Genomic DNA, 15,770 nt, shown 5'->3' on the forward strand with positions numbered 1-15,770 from the left:
AAAAAGTCGACACCTCACAGGGCTACCTCTACTTTTTACAAAACGAATTATCACCTCAGGCTAGTATGTCACTAGTAAGGTATAGTTGATAAGCTAGCGCTTTACAAAACGTAGCACATTTTGCAGTGCCCCTTGCCGAAGTGTAAGAAAGTAAACTCCCGGCTGACACTCGGGAATACTGTAACTGTTTTCGCCCGGCAGCACGGTACGGCGATTGATTTCCTGCCCGATAATATTATGAAGAGTAGCGGTAGCCGCTCGCCAAATATCGCCCGTAATTTCCAATGTAAACTCCCCTTCGTTAGGGTTCGGAAACAACCGCACTTCGGGTTTATGTAGTTCTTCTTCAGGGGTAGATGTGATGATATCTGTAAAGGAAATATTGTTCACCGTGTCTAACACCTGAATTGTCAGATCGCGGGTAACGTAGCCTAGTTGTTGCCATTCTCCGTTGATCTCGCGCCACTCGTTTACCCGAAGAGCTACTACAAAGTCACCGGGAAGATTGGGAGCATTCCAAACCAGAGCACTGGTATCAAAGGCAAAAGTAGGCAGACCCGTACCTTCCGCATTGGTGGGGTTATCAGCGTAACGTAAATTAACGTCTAACGGAGCACCCAAGTAAGCGACCGGAACCCCTAATTCTTGCTTAGGCACAATGAGTTCTAAGGATAGGCTATCGCCATCTGGATCGTAAATACTCAATTCTTGGGCAAAGGCTGAGTTGACGTAAGCCCGATAATTACCAACCCCTGAGAGTTGCGGAGTGCTATTGCACAAAAACGGGTCAATAACCAGTTTTGCCTCTACGTACAGCGGAGTGTTCACTGAGTTACGAATATTAACTACGTTCGCATTACGGTTAAATTCAGTAAACGTAATTATATACTCCCCCGAACTAGGAAAAGCTACATCATCTAGCACTAACCTACTAATGCTTAAAGAATCATCACCGTAGCTACCCACCTCACGAGAAAAATCAATTTCGTCGTTGATGTCAATAGGATCACCAAAACCTAGTTCTAAAATACCCCCACCGAATCCTGTTTCAGTACCGAGGTCTTCGTAGCTAGTGATCGTTATCGTATATATATTTGCTTGACAAGACTTGACGGTAGCTGTTATCTGTGCTCCGTACTTATGCGTACCTTCAGCTAAAAAGGGGAAAAGTAGTGCTGATAAGATCCCAACTATGTAGCGTTTTTTCATAGTCTTAGCGTTAAAAAATAGCTTATATTCTACTTAACTCTGAAATAGTGGGAATATTGCTACAACTCGCCAAGAATGAAACCACGCAAGCCTGCTGATACAATCACCTTTTCACAAAGCGCAGCACCTTTTGCAGACCATCCTGTTGTAACGTAAGAAAATAGATACCGGGTTGGCATTCAGGGATGCTGTAACTGTTTTCGCCCAGCAGTACCGTACGGCGATCAATCTCCAGCCCAATAATATTATGAAGAGTAGCGGTAGCCATCTGCCAACGGTCGTCGGTAATTTCTAGCGTAAACGCTCCCTCGTTGGGGTTAGGATATAACCGCACTACTGGCTTATCCGGTTCTTGCTGAGTGCTCGGCACACGGGAAATAGAAAGTGAAGCCGTATAAACACTATTTTGAGGAGATGTAGTTGCTTCTACTCCGTATATTTGATTAGCTCTTCCGCAGAAAGGCAGAACAATCATTGTTATTAGTAAGTATAGGTAAATTTTATTCATAGTTCTTTGCGTAGTTTTCTCACTGATGTTACTTTCTCTTCATTATCTTAGACCCCAAAACTAACCAGAAGGTTGAAACGCGTTTGTTAAAAATTTATAAAATTTCTATCACAACCCACCTATCTATCATGCATAAGCTTTTTCTACTGAGCCTAGCCCTGTTATTTTCTGCTGCCTCAGCCTTTGCTCAAGATACTATTTCTGAAAAAACCGAAGGAATGGAAAAGTACGACGGGTACTTTCCGATCTACTGGGATGCCAACGAAGGTAAAATCTATTTGGAGGTTGACAAACTGGACACTGAGTTTCTGTACTACACTACCTTAGCCTCTGGAGCAGGCTCCAACGATATTGGTCTCGACCGGGGGCGGTTGGGCCGTCCGCAGGTGGTGGAGTTTCGGCGAATTGGAAGCAAAGTACTGCTGGTAGAACCTAACCAACGTTATCGAGCCGTATCCGACGATCAGAACGAACAACGAGCCGTGGCCGAGTCTTTTGCCGAATCGGTGATCTACGGTTTTGAGGTAGCTGCCCAGGAAGATAAGCGCGTGCTGATTGACCTAACCACGTTTGCGCTAAGCGATATTTACGGCATCAGCCAGATGATTAAACGAACCAAGCAGGGCACTTTTAGTGTAGATGACTCTCGTTCGGCAATCTATTTACCACGTACCAAAAACTTCCCGAAAAATACTGAGATTGAGAGTACACTAACCTTCACTGGAAAAGATGCGGGAGCGTACCTCCAATCTATTTCGCCCGATAATGGTGCGGTTACCGTTCGCCAGCACCACTCTTTCGTAGAATTGCCCGACGATAATTATAAACCGCGGACTTTCGATCCTCGCTCCGGCTATATGTCAGTACAGTACATGGACTACGCCACTCCGGTAGACCAGCCCATCACGCAACGGCTCATTCGTCGGCACCGCCTGAAGAAGAAAGATCCAACCGCCGAAGTAAGCGAAGCAGTGGAACCCATTGTGTACTACATGGATCCCGGAGCCCCGGAACCAATCCGCTCAGCACTGATGGACGGAATGCGCTGGTGGAACCAGGCTTACGAAGCAGCAGGCTACCGTAATGCCTTTCAGGTAGAACTGCTACCGGAAGATGCTGACCCGATGGACATTCGCTACAATTTAGTGCAGTGGGTACACCGCTCTACCCGGGGCTGGTCCTACGGCGGTAGTATCTACGACCCGCGTACCGGAGAAATCATTAAAGGAAAGGTGACGCTCGGCTCGCTGCGGGTTCGTCAGGACTTTCTGATTGCTTCCGGTCTAGTGGCGGAGTACGAAAAAGACGAACCTGTTTCGGACGAGATGATGAAAATGTCGTTGCAACGCCTCCGGCAACTGGCTGCTCACGAAGTGGGGCATACGCTAGGCTTGGTTCATAATTACACCGCTTCAGTCAACGAGCGAGCTTCAGTGATGGACTACCCGCACCCGAAAGTAGATATTGATAACGGCAAACTAAACTTGTCGGATGCGTACGACGACGGTATTGGCGCGTGGGACAAGGTAGCCATCACCTATGGCTATCAAGACTTTCCCGAAGGCACAAACGAGGAAGAATCTCTGAATGAAATACTGCAACAATCCATTGACGACGGACTGCTATTTATCTCTGACCGCGATGCTCGGGCAGTGAGCGGAGCCCACCCCTACGCCCACCTGTGGGATAACGGAGCGGATGCGGCAGATGAACTGAAGCGCGTAATAGAAGTACGTCAGATTGCCCTGAAAAACTTATCTGAAAAGAAAATTCCGTTCGGGCAGCCCCTGGCCACGCTGGAAGAAGTACTGGTACCTATGTATCTGTTTCACCGCTATCAGATAGAAGCTGCCGCCAAATTGGTGGGTGGATTAAACTATACCTATGCTGTGCGCGGCGACGGGCAGGATCCGCTGGAAGTAGTAGACGGACGGAAGCAACGCGAGGCCATTGATGCCTTATTAGAAACCGTGTCACCTAAGGCTCTGGCGATTCCTGAGAACGTGCTTAACTTGCTCCCACCCTACCCTTTGGGTTTTTACGAAAACGAGCGTGAGATATTCAAATCGCGCACTGGAATTACATTTGATCCTATTGCTGCCGCCGAATCTGCTGCCAACTTTACGTTGGGCTTACTGCTGAACCACGAACGGGCTACCCGTATGATTGACTTTGCCTCCCGCGAAAGTGGTGTTCCTAGTTTTGCCGATTTAACGGATAAACTCATTCAAAAAACCTTCGGGGCATCTTACCGAGCCCGCGGTTACGAAGGTGAGCTGCAACGTTTGGTAGAGCGATTGGTGCTTACCCATCTTATTCAGCTAGCCAGCAACGAAGCAGCCGCCGAACAAGCCCGGGCGATGGCTACGCTTCGGGTAAACGATGTAAAACAACTACTCACTAACCAAAGAAGCGCAGCCGATACTCCCGAACAGGCGCATCAGGCTTATCTATTACGGCAGATTACCCAGTTTGAAAATAATCCCGAAGATATGTCGCTACCCGACCCACTTAGTCCCCCAGATGGCTCGCCTATTGGGCAGGGTGGGCTAGATTATCTGCATCCGGCAGCTTGGTGCCCTCACGGGCATGAGTGAAGGTATAATTCTAAGAAGGCACCACAATATCTAGTGCTTCTAGCTGCTGCGGATGTTCGCGCAGTGCCACTTTGGCAATGGTAAAGAAGATTTTCATCCAGTCTTTTAGCTCGGCCATAGCGGCCTGACGGGTTTGCGTAAGCGTTTGTACCTGGGCTTGTGCCTTACGTTGCAGGGCTACCAAATCCTTCACTTGCTGCACCAACGAAGCCGAATCAGTTAGTTCCTGCTGGGAGACGTGGTACTTTTCCATGAGAGCTACGGGTATGTTGGCGTAGAATTGTTGGGTTTGAGCCAGCAAATCGGGAACCGTTTTTTGCCGGGCTTGGGTGAGCGATAGCGTATCAGTATAGTCTGCTTCGCGCTTATAGGCCAGCCGAGCCGTATCCAAATGCGTTTGAAAGGTATCTATTAGCTGCTGACGAGTGGCTTGCAGGCTTTGTACTGTCGTTTTGGCTTCCTGATTAGCCAGTTGCTGCTGCTGATTCAGTTGCTCTACATCATTATACAGCTTTAGCCCTTCGCGCAGCTTTTTATCATTGTAGCCGTACTCTTTCAACAGAGATAGTAGTTCGGGCGAGCTAGCGGCGTTGGTTAACGCTACATATACTTGTTTTAGAAAGTCGTTCTGCTTCATAATGCTACTAATATTGGTACAGACTATAAAGTTAACTAGGTCAGCCCCACTACCATAGCCAATATAGTAGCAAGCATTACCTAAGTAATACAAAGCTAAATTTTCGCCGTAATCTGACCATACTACGGATTTAAGAGCCCCTTTAGCCTTTAAGCGGTTACCGCTGGCAAGTAAGAAGACCCACTGTTTTATCATCTTCCGTCGGGAGATGACCATATTGACTTTCACACCACCGAATACCAGCGGGAGATGGGCATTCTAACCTTGAGACTACCTAATACCGCCGGGAGATGAGTGTTTTGATTTTGAAATAGTTAAATACCGTTGGGAGGTGCGTATTTCCGGTTTGATACGTAAGAGTTCTGCCAGAAAGCGTACTTCCCACCGGAGGCATCGCTAAATATCCAAAGGAGTATAACAAACATCAATAAAACGTTTAATGCTACGGCTATTTTTTATATTCTTAGCGCTAAATAGTATCTTACACCAGTGTTAGTGTGTTTATTGCCTTTAACTACCTGAACAGAGCGTAACCTGCTTCTAAATGAGTAATTAGCCCGAAAGGTACCTGCACTATTCACATTTTATCCATCAAATACAGCCGAGAGATATATAGCAAATAAACGCACCAGTGCGTATGTACGGTTGTTGTGCACCATAGAAAACAAACTTTTGTGCCTAAATGAAACATTTCTCAACTTTAAAGGAATATTGCCACGGAATAAATATCTCGCCACCTAAATGGGCGGAATTTGACATACGCAGTTTTGAGGAAAATATGCAAACTGTAAACCAACAGATGCCAAAATTTAAGCACGAATTTTATGTTATTGCGGTTAAAATTAATGGTGGCGGCTTTGCAAGCACGGGCAATTATTCCACAAAAGACTTGAAAGCTACCGTATTTTTCAATTCGCCCTACCAAATCCTATCTTGGGATATCGTACCAGACTGGAAAGGTTACTACATTATTTTTTCGGATGGTTTTTTTCGAAGGACACGAACATCAAAACGTATTACAGAAGCCTATCCTTACTTGTTAATAGACAATACTATTCCAATGAAAGTTTCAGCACAAGAAGCTAAATTCTATGCGAAGCTATTCTCGGATATGTATTTTGAGTTTCAGCTCAATGAAAGTGACAGTAAAGATATTATTGCTAACTACCTTGAAATCCTACTGCGAAAAGTTGGCAGACTTTATAAGCAAACAGCAACAGATTTTCCCATAACGCAAAACGAGAGAAAAAGGGATTTAGAGGTTGTGAGCCGTTTCAAAACCTTATTGGATGTTAGTTTTCAGCCCAACAAGGAATATAACGAAGAATTATATCCACATCAGGTTCAATTTTATGCAATTAAATTAAACTTGCATCCCAATCATTTTAATGCCATTGTAAAGAGGATAACAGAAAAATCAGCTTCCGGCCATATTTACTCGCACATCCTTTCTCTTGCCAAATCCCGCTTAAAAAATACGAATGAAAGCATCAAGGAAATAGCTTTTGGTCTATACTACAATTATCCGAACCATTTTGCCAGTTTCTTCAAAGGACAAACAAAAATGACACCTTCCCAATACAGAAAATCGCTCAAATAGATGTGTTAAGAGTTATTTTTTGAGTATTCTTTCAATTCTTTACTTTCTACTTTGAATTCTGTAGTTCAACAACCTAATTCTCATTCTACATTTGTACTATCAAACAAAAAATCAAATATATATGAAGCAGATAGCAGTAGCAGTAGCAATAGCTTTAAGCTTGATTGCCTGTAAAAACGAGACAAAAACGAATGACAAAAAAAATGATTTAGCAGTGGAAACAATAGTAGAAAAAACATCAAAAGAACAAAAAGAGATTCAGCAACTAATCACCTCATTCTTTAACAACGTGGATGAGCGAAATTGGAACGAAGTAGCTGCAAAAATGAGCGATTCAGTATATACAGATTATACCGCATTGGGTGGCGATGCTGGCTTTAAAACCCCAAATGAGATTTTGACAGGATGGAAAGCGATACTTCCCGGATTTGAACGTACGATACACCAAACTCACAATGAAGCAATATGGGTAGCAGGTAACCGTGCTTCGGCAACTTTGGATGCCATTGCAACGCATTATCTTAAGGGAGATTTTTGGACCGTATTTGTCGGATATGATACCGAATACATTAAGGAAAACGGTTCTTGGAAACTGGCAAGAATTGATTTAAGCCTTTATAATCAGGCAGGAAACAATGAATTATCTTCAAAGGCAATTGAAAACGTCAAAAATGGGAATATCCCACCCCTTGTAAAAGCCAATAATACAGAATCCATTGAAACCTTTTTTAGCTCATTGGAAAATAAAAATTTGAAAGGTGTCCTTTCCACATTAGAAGATAATATAATTCAAGAAATGCCATTTGCACCTAACAATTTTCCTAAATCTCTAAATGGAATTGAAGCTATGCGAACACAATATACTGGTGTAATGGATTATACCCAAAGTTATGAAAGAGAGTATTTTGGCACACCTAACCCAAATGTAATTTTAGTGAAGTATAATGGAACAATTACCACAGGCGAAGGGAAACCGTACAACAACTATTATGTAGGCATTTATGAACTCTCTAATAATAATAAAATTCAAAAATTTGTCGAGCAGTTCAATCCTAATATTCTCTTAAATGGTTGGCCAGGTTTACAACCTGAAACTTATTCGGTACATAAGGCTGGAGCAAAAACCAATAGCGGAGTGAAATTAGAAAAAGTGAATTTTAATTCTAATGGGGTAAGTCTTGCTGGTCATTTATTCTTACCGCCTAATTTTGACAGTACCAAAAAATATCCAACGGCAATAGTAACTGGAAGTTGGACAAGTGTAAAAGAGCAAATGCCTGATGAATATGCAAGTTTAATGGCAAAAAATGGTTTTATTACCTTAACATTTGATTTTACAGGATTTGGAGAAAGTGAAGGACAGCCTAGACAAGTGGAAGACTACAATTTAAAAATAGCTGACATAAAAGCAGCAGTCGACTATCTTTCACACCATCAAAATGTAGACACCGAACAGATTTCAGGATTGGGTGTTTGTGCAAGCTCAGGTTATATGGCGCACGCAACTGCACAAGATAAGCGAATTAAAAAATTAATCCTTATTGCGCCTTGGTTACACAATCCAGCAATTGCAAAAAGTATTTACGATATGCGTCCAAATGGAACTGATGGATTGCTTAATGCTGCAAAAAAAGCTAAAGAAAAATATGCCGAAACTGGCGAAATGGATTACGTACTTGCAGCAAGTGAACTTGACCCTTTGAGTGCAATGTACGTCCCTGAAAATGCTTTTGACTATTACCTTGACCCTGCCAAAGCAGCTGGAGCAAAGTATGACAATAGATTTGCGGTCAGCAGTTGGGAGCCTTGGTTGACTTTTAATGGAATTTCAGCAGGAAAAGAAATTTCACAACCTGTCTTTATTGTACACAGCGAAAGTGGTGCTGTTCCACAAGGAACTAAAGACTTCTATACTTATTTAAAGGGTCAAAAGGACATTGTCTGGCTAAATGAGTATAACCAACAGCAATTATACTTTGAAGCGGATGCGGTAAACGCTGCGATGAGCCAAGTAGTCTATTATCTAAAATAAAATCAGTCGGAAAACTACGGTGCACAACAAGGTGTATAAGCAATAGCGGTTTGAGTGTAAACTCGAACCGTTTTTCGTTTAAATAGAGTATATTACTATCTGAAATGTAGTTGCTTAAATTCCGCTACTGCTCATACACAATACCGTTGGGCATCATTAAATAAGAACAATGAAAGATGGCCTAATTATTCTAATTGCTCTTTCGTTACTATCGTGTAGTAAACAGCCCCTTTCCAGATAATGAAATCTTGATTGAGATCAATCAAAACAATGAAATCAGAATTGAAGGAGAATTGATATTTATAGACAATTTATATAAAGAGTTGGCGAGTCAAATTGAAGAAATGGAAACGGGTGACATACCACGAGAAAAAATAATTACAAAGTTGATAGTGGGTGAAAATGCAAAAATGGGAGTTGTATCAACCTTGCAACAAACAATGCGGAAACTTAATTTGCGAAAAATAGAATACACACCCAGGAAGAATGCCGATACTATTAACTCTTGACATTTAAAAAGAATACCCCATGCTGGCGCAGCATAATGAGAATATAATAGCAGCGATAATATCTTGCATTGTTGCTAAATTAGCTGACAATTACCAATAACCTTTCAGTAATTCAAGGATTAATCAGTTTGACAGAAAGAGATGATCATATTTATATGCATTTGATTGAGAGTGCCCCATTTAACAAGTGCTTGAAGAACAAATAACTACGAAGCAAGTACGTGAACTAGAAGACATTGATTTTTACGTTGACCTACGACCTTTAACTGTGGAGGAAAAGGACAGAATTAGCGAGTATATAATGAAAGATAAAAAAGAAAGAAATAAGCGCTTAACAAAGATTGAAAGCAAGCGGGTAAAAAATGTAAAGAAGGAACGTAAAACCCAACAATCAACTTAGCGAGTAGTGAAAACATATGTCTCTAAATACCCACCTACTTTTGAGTAGGTCGCAGCTCTCACTTATAGAACCTTTCAGCTTTATTTTATTGTTCGTTCGGCAAATTTGTATCTTTGTTAAATGGAACAGCAAAGAGAGAAATACATTAATCCGTTTACCGATTACGGTTTCAAACGCCTATTTGGTGAGGAACCGAACAAGGATTTATTGCTAGCCTTTCTTAATGAATTGCTTAAAAACGAGCAGGGTCGTATTACCGAACTGACGTATTTAAAGTCTGATAAACTAGGCAGTAGCGAAGCAGATCGAAAGGCCGTCTTTGATCTATACTGTCAAAACGAGCGAGGCGAGAAGTTTATCGTTGAGCTTCAAAAGACCAAACAGAAGTTCTTCAAAGACCGGACAGTTTACTACTCTACGTTCCCTATCAGGGAACAGGCACAGCGAGGATCAGACTGGACTTTTGAGCTTAAAGCAGTGTATACGATTGCTATCCTAGACTTTGTTTTTGACGAAGACCAACACGAACCTAATAAGTTCAGATACGATGTAAAGCTGACAGATATTGATACCTGCCAAATATTTTACGATAAACTAACCTTCATATACCTAGAAATGCCTAAGTACACTGTAAACTAAGTTTATTTAGGAATTGCTATATTGGTGTTTTTGAGTCTATATGAAAAAAGCACACGTAACACTAGGCGAGCAAGATCGGCAATACCTCGCCAGGTTGCTGCAGAAAGGGAGATTGCAAGCCAGAACCTACAAACGAGCAGTAGCTTTGCTAGAACTGGACAAAGGCCAAACCTATACGGTCGTGGCATCTATTGTGCAGTTGTCAACAGTTAGTTTAGGCAAACTGGCCAAAAAGTATCACGGGCAGGGGTTAGACTGTTTGTACGATGCTCCTCGGTCGGGACGTCCCATACGGATCAGCCCTCAACAGGAAAACCAAGTGATTCTGTTGTCTTGTAGTGAAGCCCCGAAAGGCTATAGCCAGTGGAGTTTGCGCTTACTAGCCGACAAAGTAGTGGAGTTGGGATATTGTGAGCATATATCACATACGCAGGTAAACGAGATTTTAAAAAAAGCAGATTAAGCCTCACTTGACTAAAACCTGGTGTATTGGGGTGATTAACGCTGAGTTTTTAGCCAGAATGGAAAATATTTTACGGCTGTATGCCCTGCCCTACGATGAACGCTATCCAGTTGTTTGCCTGGATGAACGGCCGCGTTTTCTGATTGGGGATGTAGTGGAAGGACTTAGTCTAAAGCCAGGTCAAGTGAAACGAGCGCATTATGAATACCAAAAAAATGGTTCCTGCTGTCTGTTTGCTGCCATAGAGCCGCTCACTGGCAAGCGTATTGCTCAGGTGTTTGATCGCCGAAGGAAAGTAGAGTATGCTGAGTTTATGCAAACCGTAGCCTTACAGTTTCCCAAGGCTGAGAAAGTCAGGGTGATCCAGGATAATTTGAATACGCATAACACCAGTTCTTTCTATGAGCGTTTTGATGCTCAGACTGCTTATGCATTAAGTCAAAAGTTTGACTTCCACTATACACCTAAGAAGGCTTCCTGGTTAAACACGATTGAAACCGAGTTTTCTGCCTTGTCGCGTCTGTGTTTACAACGGCGGATCCCTACCAAAGAGATGCTGGAACAAGCAGTACTTCAGTTAGTCCAAGAACGCAATGACAAACACATCAAAATCGGCTGGAAGTTCTCCATCACTGATGCCCGAAGCAAACTAAAAAGACACTATACGAATGTAAATCCAGTCAATAAAATATTATAAATTACTTAATTTACAATGCACTAAGTTTAGTATGGCTGCTGAAGAGTTAGAAACTGGCTTTGATAAATGGATGTACGTAATACGTAACCTAAATAAACTTGACAGAGTACCAAAAGAGTTACGAGAGGGAATCTTTGAAAGATTGTTTGAAGTAGCCGAGATTGCCCGATTTAGCCCTGAGGAAGTACAAGCCTACGAAGATAGTTTAAAATCATATCGAGATTTAAAGAACTCCTTGGATACGGCTTTTGAAGAAGGCATTGAACAGGGTATCGAACAGGGTATTGAGAAAGGCATCGAACAAGGTATAGAGCAAGTAGCACGCAATGGGATCAAGCAGGGAAAAAGCGATGAGCTAATTATGGATTTAACCGGATTATCATTAGAGCAGGTAACGTACTTGAAGGAAAAACTGAAAAGCGAAGAGTAGAACAGTTTAATAATAATGATTACCCTTCTTTCTGGTACATTTTCAACATAACTATCCCCACAGACAGGTGTTGTACATAATACCGTTGTCCTTTGGTAGATTTTAGTAAACCAGAAGCACATTCACCTGATTGAGCCTTTAGTAACGCACCAAACTGACCGAAGAAAGGTGAAAACCGATATATTTGCCGAGAGCTAAGCCTATCGGCAGTAGTGTTCACCTTCATTACGACCAACAGAAACCTAATGATAAAATTCTTCCGGAATATGCGTCGGCGCTCGCTGACTAAAAACAAGTTTTACAAATATCTGCTCTATGCTATTGGCGAAATAGTATTGGTCGTGATTGGTATTCTGATTGCCCTGCAAATCAACAACTACAGCGCGTATCAGAAAGAACGGTATAAAGAAACTGTACTTCTTTCTAACCTTTCTAATGAGATTGAACTGGATATTCAGCAGATAGATAATAGCACGAAACTCTCTACCGAACGGCTCAACCGCTTGGACAGCATAGTACAATCGTTGAAGAATACCGATAGTATTGATAAATTGAATTTTATTTTGCAATCCTTTGAGTTGGTCATGGATCAATACTTTTATAGCAATAGTGGTATTTTTGATGAAGCCGTTTCTTCTGGTAAGATGAGTTACATACAAAATGACTCGTTGCGGCAAACGATTTTTGACTATTACCGCAATGCTGATGAGAGCGACAACGATGGCACAACTCGTCTGATAACCGACGAATTAATAACCCCGCTGTTTATAGAAACGCTATTTATGAGTGCTGAAGGGTTTTCATCGTTAGGTATGAACGTGCAGGATGTTTCTGATCTACAAAGTATCGATTTGGAAGCCCTCAAAAGTAATAAGGATTTTTGGAAAATGATACTCCTGAAGTTTGGTAGCAATCAGGAGCAAATACTACGATGGCAACAAATTAAAGTGCGAGCCCAAAAGCTAAACCAGCAGATAGAAAAAGAACTGAATAAATTGAAGCAGTAGAGCAGTTACTAAAGCAATAAATATCCCTACGGACTCTCTGATTTAGTGGGTCAGTAGAAAACCAACCGCCCCAGTGCAACACTCACTGCTAATACGGAAGCGATGCCAACCCGAGGAAAAGTAACAATGGTTTGAAACGATGAGAAAAAACTGAACCCTAGAACAAAGAGCCGAAAGTGCCACTCATCAACAATACGAGTAATACAACATCTACCTAAAAGAAGCTCTATCCTTCTACAATACTACCCCTCCGGCTTTAAATGATGAAAGTAAGTTTTGCGAAGGTGTCTGATAAAACCTATCTTCCGCAAACTATAATCTACCCAACAATCAAACTATGAGTTTGTCGCTAATAGCCAAGACAATTAGTGGTATTTTAGGTGCCACCATTTTCGCATTCGTCGCAGTAGCTCAGGAGCAAGGTCCAGAACGTTGGGAAAAGACTATTCAAAAGTTTGAGCAGCAAGATGCTCAGAACTCCGTAGAGCCCGGAGCCATACTATTTACGGGTAGCTCATCCATTGCTATGTGGCAGGACATATCTGATTATTTTCCCAATCAGCGAATTGTCAATCGAGGCTTCGGGGGTTCTCAGTTTTCTGATTTGCTCCACTACGCCGACCGAGTAATTTCTCCCTACCGGCCGTCCAAGATTTTTATCTACGAAGGCGATAATGACATTTCGGCGGGCGATAGTCCTAAGCAGATTATGCGGGAGGCTAAAAAGCTGCGTAAGAAAATTAAGAAGGCGCTGGGTGACACTCCCGTAATATTTATCTCCCCCAAACCTAGTGTAGCCCGATGGGAGCTAAAAGAAACCTACGAAGACCTAAATGCCCGATTAAAAAAGTACGCTGATAAAACCGAAAACACCGAGTTCGCCGATGTATGGAACCCCGCCCTGGACGACAATGGTGAGGTAGTAGAACATATCTTTTTGGAAGATAATCTGCATATGAACGCGGAAGGATACAAAATCTGGCAGCAAGCGTTAGCACCCTATGTGGAGTAACCGCTACAATATGTAATAACAGTAGCCAATGAGACAGATGCAATGGTTCAATGAACCCGAACAATGGAATGCCAATCACGACCAATCGTTGTCGATGTACGTAACCCCCAAAACTGATTTCTGGCGCATCACAAACTACGGCTTCACGGTAGATGATGGTCCTTTCTATTACTGTAACCTAGGTGGGGAGTTTGAAGTGGCCGTTAGGGTAACTGGAGAATACAAAGCTCGCTACGACCAGATGGGATTAATGATCAGAATAGATGAGCGTAACTGGATTAAGACCGGAGTAGAATATGTGAATAAGAAAATAAACTTGAGCGCAGTAGTAACCCTTGAGCGGAGCGACTGGAGCATAGTAGAATTGGAGCAGGTTCCCTCATCTGTCTGGCTCAAAGTAATTAGAAGACTAGACTACGTAGAAATACATTATTCACTGAATAACACTACCTTCACCCTGCTACGCTTAGCCTATTTCCCTGCTAATACCCCCGTGATGGTCGGCATGGCCGCTGCCTCGCCCGACGGTAACGGTTTCCAGGCATTATTTGAAGACTTCCGGATTAAATACCTCCCCGATCTCCAGCGTGAGCAGTGGCTAAAGGAAAACAATGCAATCTAAAAAATTAGACCATGCTTCCAATCTATGTGTAAAGTTGTATATGAATAAGCACCATCACTTTATTATTCATAAGCCATTCGGGTATCTATCGCAATTTATCAACAATCAGAACCGCCGGAGAAACAAAAAATTGCTGGGCGAACTGCACGACTTTCCGGCAGGTACGATGGCTATTGGTCGGCTAGATCAAGATTCGGAAGGTTTGTTATTGCTGACCACCGATGGCAAAGTAAGTATGCAGGTACGCAGTAAGTTGGTAGAGAAAGAATATCACGTGCAGGTAGACGGAACAATTACCGACGAGGCTATCGCGCAGTTGAAGAGCGGGGTAGAAATCACTACACAAGGTGAAAAGTACAGAACTCTTCCTGCTAAGGCTACTTGTTTAATCCCACCCCCTCACTATCCGCCCCGAGTAAAAAAAATAAGGGATGATCGGCACGGCCCCAGCAGTTGGCTATCTATTACGATTACTGAGGGAAAATTCCGGCAAGTCCGCAAGATGACGGCTGCCGTGGGGTTTCCTACCCTGCGATTAATCCGAGTGCGAATTGGGCGTATCTACCTTAATGAAATGCCCCCGGGAGAAGCGATCGAGGTGGGCAAATTCACGCTTACTGATGAAAATACGTGACGAACGGGAAGTGTAGTAAACCACAATGATTTTTTACACCTCACGTTGTGTTAGCAGTCAGCACCGATGATCCTTCCCAATATGAAAGCTTCGTTCATAATACTCCTTGGTTTCTTCGTACTATCGGCTTGTGCCCCCTACGCCAAAGGCCCGGTACTTAGCGTAGAAGAAGCCCAGAATACCTTTCAGCCTATTGTTGAGTTTATGGGCGTAGAACCGGGAATGGCAGTAGCCGATGTAGGAGCGGGTTCCGGAGCACTTACGGTAATTATGGCTACCCAGCTAGATAGTTGTGAAGTGTATATTCAGGATATTGATCGCAAAATGCTACAGCAAGATAATGTAGATAAAATGATTACGCATTATTCTAAACAGCTAGGTCATAATTTAGGAGAGCGAAATCAGTTTCATCTAGTTTACGGCACCCCCAACCAATCCAATCTGCCACACGAGTCAATCGATATTGTTTATTCTAATGCGACCATGCATGTCTTCAATGAGCCGGATGCTATGCTGCAAGATCTGCGTAAGAAGCTTAAACCAACTGGAAAAATCTTCATTCGAGATGGCTTTAAGGGCGAGAATGGCGAAGGTGAGTTTTGCTCATCGAGAAAGTGCGCCAAACGACTGCTTAGCATTGATGAATTTTTGGTCATGATGGAACAAAACGGCTATCGCCTCATTAAACAGTCACCCGATATGGATGGCTACCCTCTGTTTGGCTTCGAGCTTAGTAATTAAGCACTTTGCTAGTTGCTATTCTCTTGAACTCCC

17 protein-coding genes are annotated in these 15,770 nt (G+C 42.6%); 14 read left to right on the forward strand and 3 right to left on the reverse strand.

What is annotated here, in order from left to right:
* Positions 1-93: 93 nt before the first annotated feature.
* Positions 94-1,209, reverse strand: a complete 1,116-nt coding sequence (locus tag P0M28_RS02845; protein WP_302207935.1) for a T9SS type A sorting domain-containing protein — start codon at positions 1,207-1,209, stop codon at positions 94-96.
* A gap of 103 nt (positions 1,210-1,312) precedes the next feature.
* Entirely contained in the window at positions 1,313-1,717 is a 405-nt protein-coding gene (locus tag P0M28_RS02850; protein WP_302207937.1) for a T9SS type A sorting domain-containing protein, read from the reverse strand.
* Positions 1,718-1,845: 128 nt separating this feature from the next.
* Between P0M28_RS02850 and P0M28_RS02855 the strand changes: the two genes are divergently transcribed.
* On the forward strand, positions 1,846-4,314 hold the full coding sequence (locus P0M28_RS02855; protein ID WP_302207938.1) for a zinc-dependent metalloprotease: 2,469 nt from the start codon (positions 1,846-1,848) through the stop codon (positions 4,312-4,314).
* A gap of 10 nt (positions 4,315-4,324) precedes the next feature.
* Here the strand turns inward: P0M28_RS02855 and P0M28_RS02860 are convergent, their stop codons facing one another.
* Positions 4,325-5,146: a PQLLE family protein gene (locus tag P0M28_RS02860; RefSeq protein ID WP_302207939.1), complete on the reverse strand. Its 822-nt coding sequence runs from the start codon at positions 5,144-5,146 to the stop codon at positions 4,325-4,327.
* Between the two features lie 487 nt (positions 5,147-5,633).
* Here P0M28_RS02860 and P0M28_RS02865 point away from each other — a divergent pair, with 487 nt between their 5' ends.
* From P0M28_RS02865 to P0M28_RS02925, 13 genes are all read left to right on the forward strand, one after another.
* Positions 5,634-6,551, forward strand: a complete 918-nt coding sequence (locus tag P0M28_RS02865; protein ID WP_302207941.1) for a helix-turn-helix domain-containing protein — start codon at positions 5,634-5,636, stop codon at positions 6,549-6,551.
* A gap of 121 nt (positions 6,552-6,672) precedes the next feature.
* Positions 6,673-8,583: a nuclear transport factor 2 family protein gene (locus P0M28_RS02870; protein WP_302207943.1), complete on the forward strand. Its 1,911-nt coding sequence runs from the start codon at positions 6,673-6,675 to the stop codon at positions 8,581-8,583.
* A gap of 248 nt (positions 8,584-8,831) precedes the next feature.
* A complete protein-coding gene (locus P0M28_RS02875; protein ID WP_302207944.1) occupies positions 8,832-9,092 on the forward strand; it encodes a hypothetical protein in 261 nt (86 codons plus the stop codon).
* Positions 9,093-9,279: 187 nt separating this feature from the next.
* The gene (locus P0M28_RS02880) at positions 9,280-9,492 is read left to right on the forward strand and encodes a hypothetical protein (protein WP_302207946.1); all 213 of its coding nucleotides are present in this window, start codon (positions 9,280-9,282) and stop codon (positions 9,490-9,492) included.
* 120 nt (positions 9,493-9,612) lie between these two features.
* Complete coding sequence (locus P0M28_RS02885; RefSeq protein ID WP_302207949.1) at positions 9,613-10,131, forward strand: Rpn family recombination-promoting nuclease/putative transposase; 519 nt, start codon at positions 9,613-9,615, stop codon at positions 10,129-10,131.
* A gap of 40 nt (positions 10,132-10,171) precedes the next feature.
* Positions 10,172-10,594: a helix-turn-helix domain-containing protein gene (locus P0M28_RS02890; RefSeq protein ID WP_302207950.1), complete on the forward strand. Its 423-nt coding sequence runs from the start codon at positions 10,172-10,174 to the stop codon at positions 10,592-10,594.
* A 7-nt stretch (positions 10,595-10,601) separates the two neighbouring features.
* Positions 10,602-11,291, forward strand: a complete 690-nt coding sequence (locus P0M28_RS02895) for an IS630 family transposase (RefSeq protein ID WP_302207951.1) — start codon at positions 10,602-10,604, stop codon at positions 11,289-11,291.
* Positions 11,278-11,721 carry a PD-(D/E)XK nuclease family transposase gene (locus tag P0M28_RS02900; protein WP_302210962.1) on the forward strand — a complete coding sequence of 148 codons (444 nt, stop codon included), beginning with the start codon at positions 11,278-11,280 and terminating at the stop codon, positions 11,719-11,721. Before P0M28_RS02895 ends, P0M28_RS02900 begins: the two co-directional genes overlap by 14 nt.
* A gap of 245 nt (positions 11,722-11,966) precedes the next feature.
* The gene (locus tag P0M28_RS02905) at positions 11,967-12,728 is read left to right on the forward strand and encodes a DUF6090 family protein (RefSeq protein WP_302207952.1); all 762 of its coding nucleotides are present in this window, start codon (positions 11,967-11,969) and stop codon (positions 12,726-12,728) included.
* 337 nt (positions 12,729-13,065) lie between these two features.
* Positions 13,066-13,740, forward strand: coding sequence for a GDSL-type esterase/lipase family protein (locus tag P0M28_RS02910; RefSeq protein WP_302207953.1), 675 nt, complete (start codon positions 13,066-13,068; stop codon positions 13,738-13,740).
* A 28-nt stretch (positions 13,741-13,768) separates the two neighbouring features.
* Positions 13,769-14,362 carry a DUF1349 domain-containing protein gene (locus P0M28_RS02915; protein WP_302207954.1) on the forward strand — a complete coding sequence of 198 codons (594 nt, stop codon included), beginning with the start codon at positions 13,769-13,771 and terminating at the stop codon, positions 14,360-14,362.
* A 40-nt stretch (positions 14,363-14,402) separates the two neighbouring features.
* Entirely contained in the window at positions 14,403-14,996 is a 594-nt protein-coding gene (locus tag P0M28_RS02920) for a pseudouridine synthase (RefSeq protein ID WP_302207955.1), read from the forward strand.
* 81 nt (positions 14,997-15,077) lie between these two features.
* Complete coding sequence (locus tag P0M28_RS02925; RefSeq protein WP_302207956.1) at positions 15,078-15,737, forward strand: class I SAM-dependent methyltransferase; 660 nt, start codon at positions 15,078-15,080, stop codon at positions 15,735-15,737.
* The last annotated feature ends 33 nt before the right edge of the window (positions 15,738-15,770 follow it).

The organism is Tunicatimonas pelagia (genome assembly GCF_030506325.1).
In the GTDB taxonomy this organism is placed as follows: Bacteria; Bacteroidota; Bacteroidia; order Cytophagales; family Cyclobacteriaceae; genus Tunicatimonas; species Tunicatimonas pelagia.

What these genes read in the sequence shown, in the direction of transcription:
- P0M28_RS02845 (WP_302207935.1), bottom strand. Translation starts at nt 1,209, where the DNA reads ATGAAAAAACGCTACATAGTTGGGATCTTATCAGCACTACTTTTCCCC.
- P0M28_RS02850 (WP_302207937.1), bottom strand. Translation starts at nt 1,717, where the DNA reads ATGAATAAAATTTACCTATACTTACTAATAACAATGATTGTTCTGCCT.
- P0M28_RS02855 (WP_302207938.1), top strand. Translation starts at nt 1,846, where the DNA reads ATGCATAAGCTTTTTCTACTGAGCCTAGCCCTGTTATTTTCTGCTGCC.
- P0M28_RS02860 (WP_302207939.1), bottom strand. Translation starts at nt 5,146, where the DNA reads ATGATAAAACAGTGGGTCTTCTTACTTGCCAGCGGTAACCGCTTAAAG.
- P0M28_RS02865 (WP_302207941.1), top strand. Translation starts at nt 5,634, where the DNA reads ATGAAACATTTCTCAACTTTAAAGGAATATTGCCACGGAATAAATATC.
- P0M28_RS02870 (WP_302207943.1), top strand. Translation starts at nt 6,673, where the DNA reads ATGAAGCAGATAGCAGTAGCAGTAGCAATAGCTTTAAGCTTGATTGCC.
- P0M28_RS02885 (WP_302207949.1), top strand. Translation starts at nt 9,613, where the DNA reads ATGGAACAGCAAAGAGAGAAATACATTAATCCGTTTACCGATTACGGT.
- P0M28_RS02890 (WP_302207950.1), top strand. Translation starts at nt 10,172, where the DNA reads ATGAAAAAAGCACACGTAACACTAGGCGAGCAAGATCGGCAATACCTC.
- P0M28_RS02905 (WP_302207952.1), top strand. Translation starts at nt 11,967, where the DNA reads ATGATAAAATTCTTCCGGAATATGCGTCGGCGCTCGCTGACTAAAAAC.
- P0M28_RS02910 (WP_302207953.1), top strand. Translation starts at nt 13,066, where the DNA reads ATGAGTTTGTCGCTAATAGCCAAGACAATTAGTGGTATTTTAGGTGCC.
- P0M28_RS02915 (WP_302207954.1), top strand. Translation starts at nt 13,769, where the DNA reads ATGAGACAGATGCAATGGTTCAATGAACCCGAACAATGGAATGCCAAT.
- P0M28_RS02920 (WP_302207955.1), top strand. Translation starts at nt 14,403, where the DNA reads ATGAATAAGCACCATCACTTTATTATTCATAAGCCATTCGGGTATCTA.
- P0M28_RS02925 (WP_302207956.1), top strand. Translation starts at nt 15,078, where the DNA reads ATGAAAGCTTCGTTCATAATACTCCTTGGTTTCTTCGTACTATCGGCT.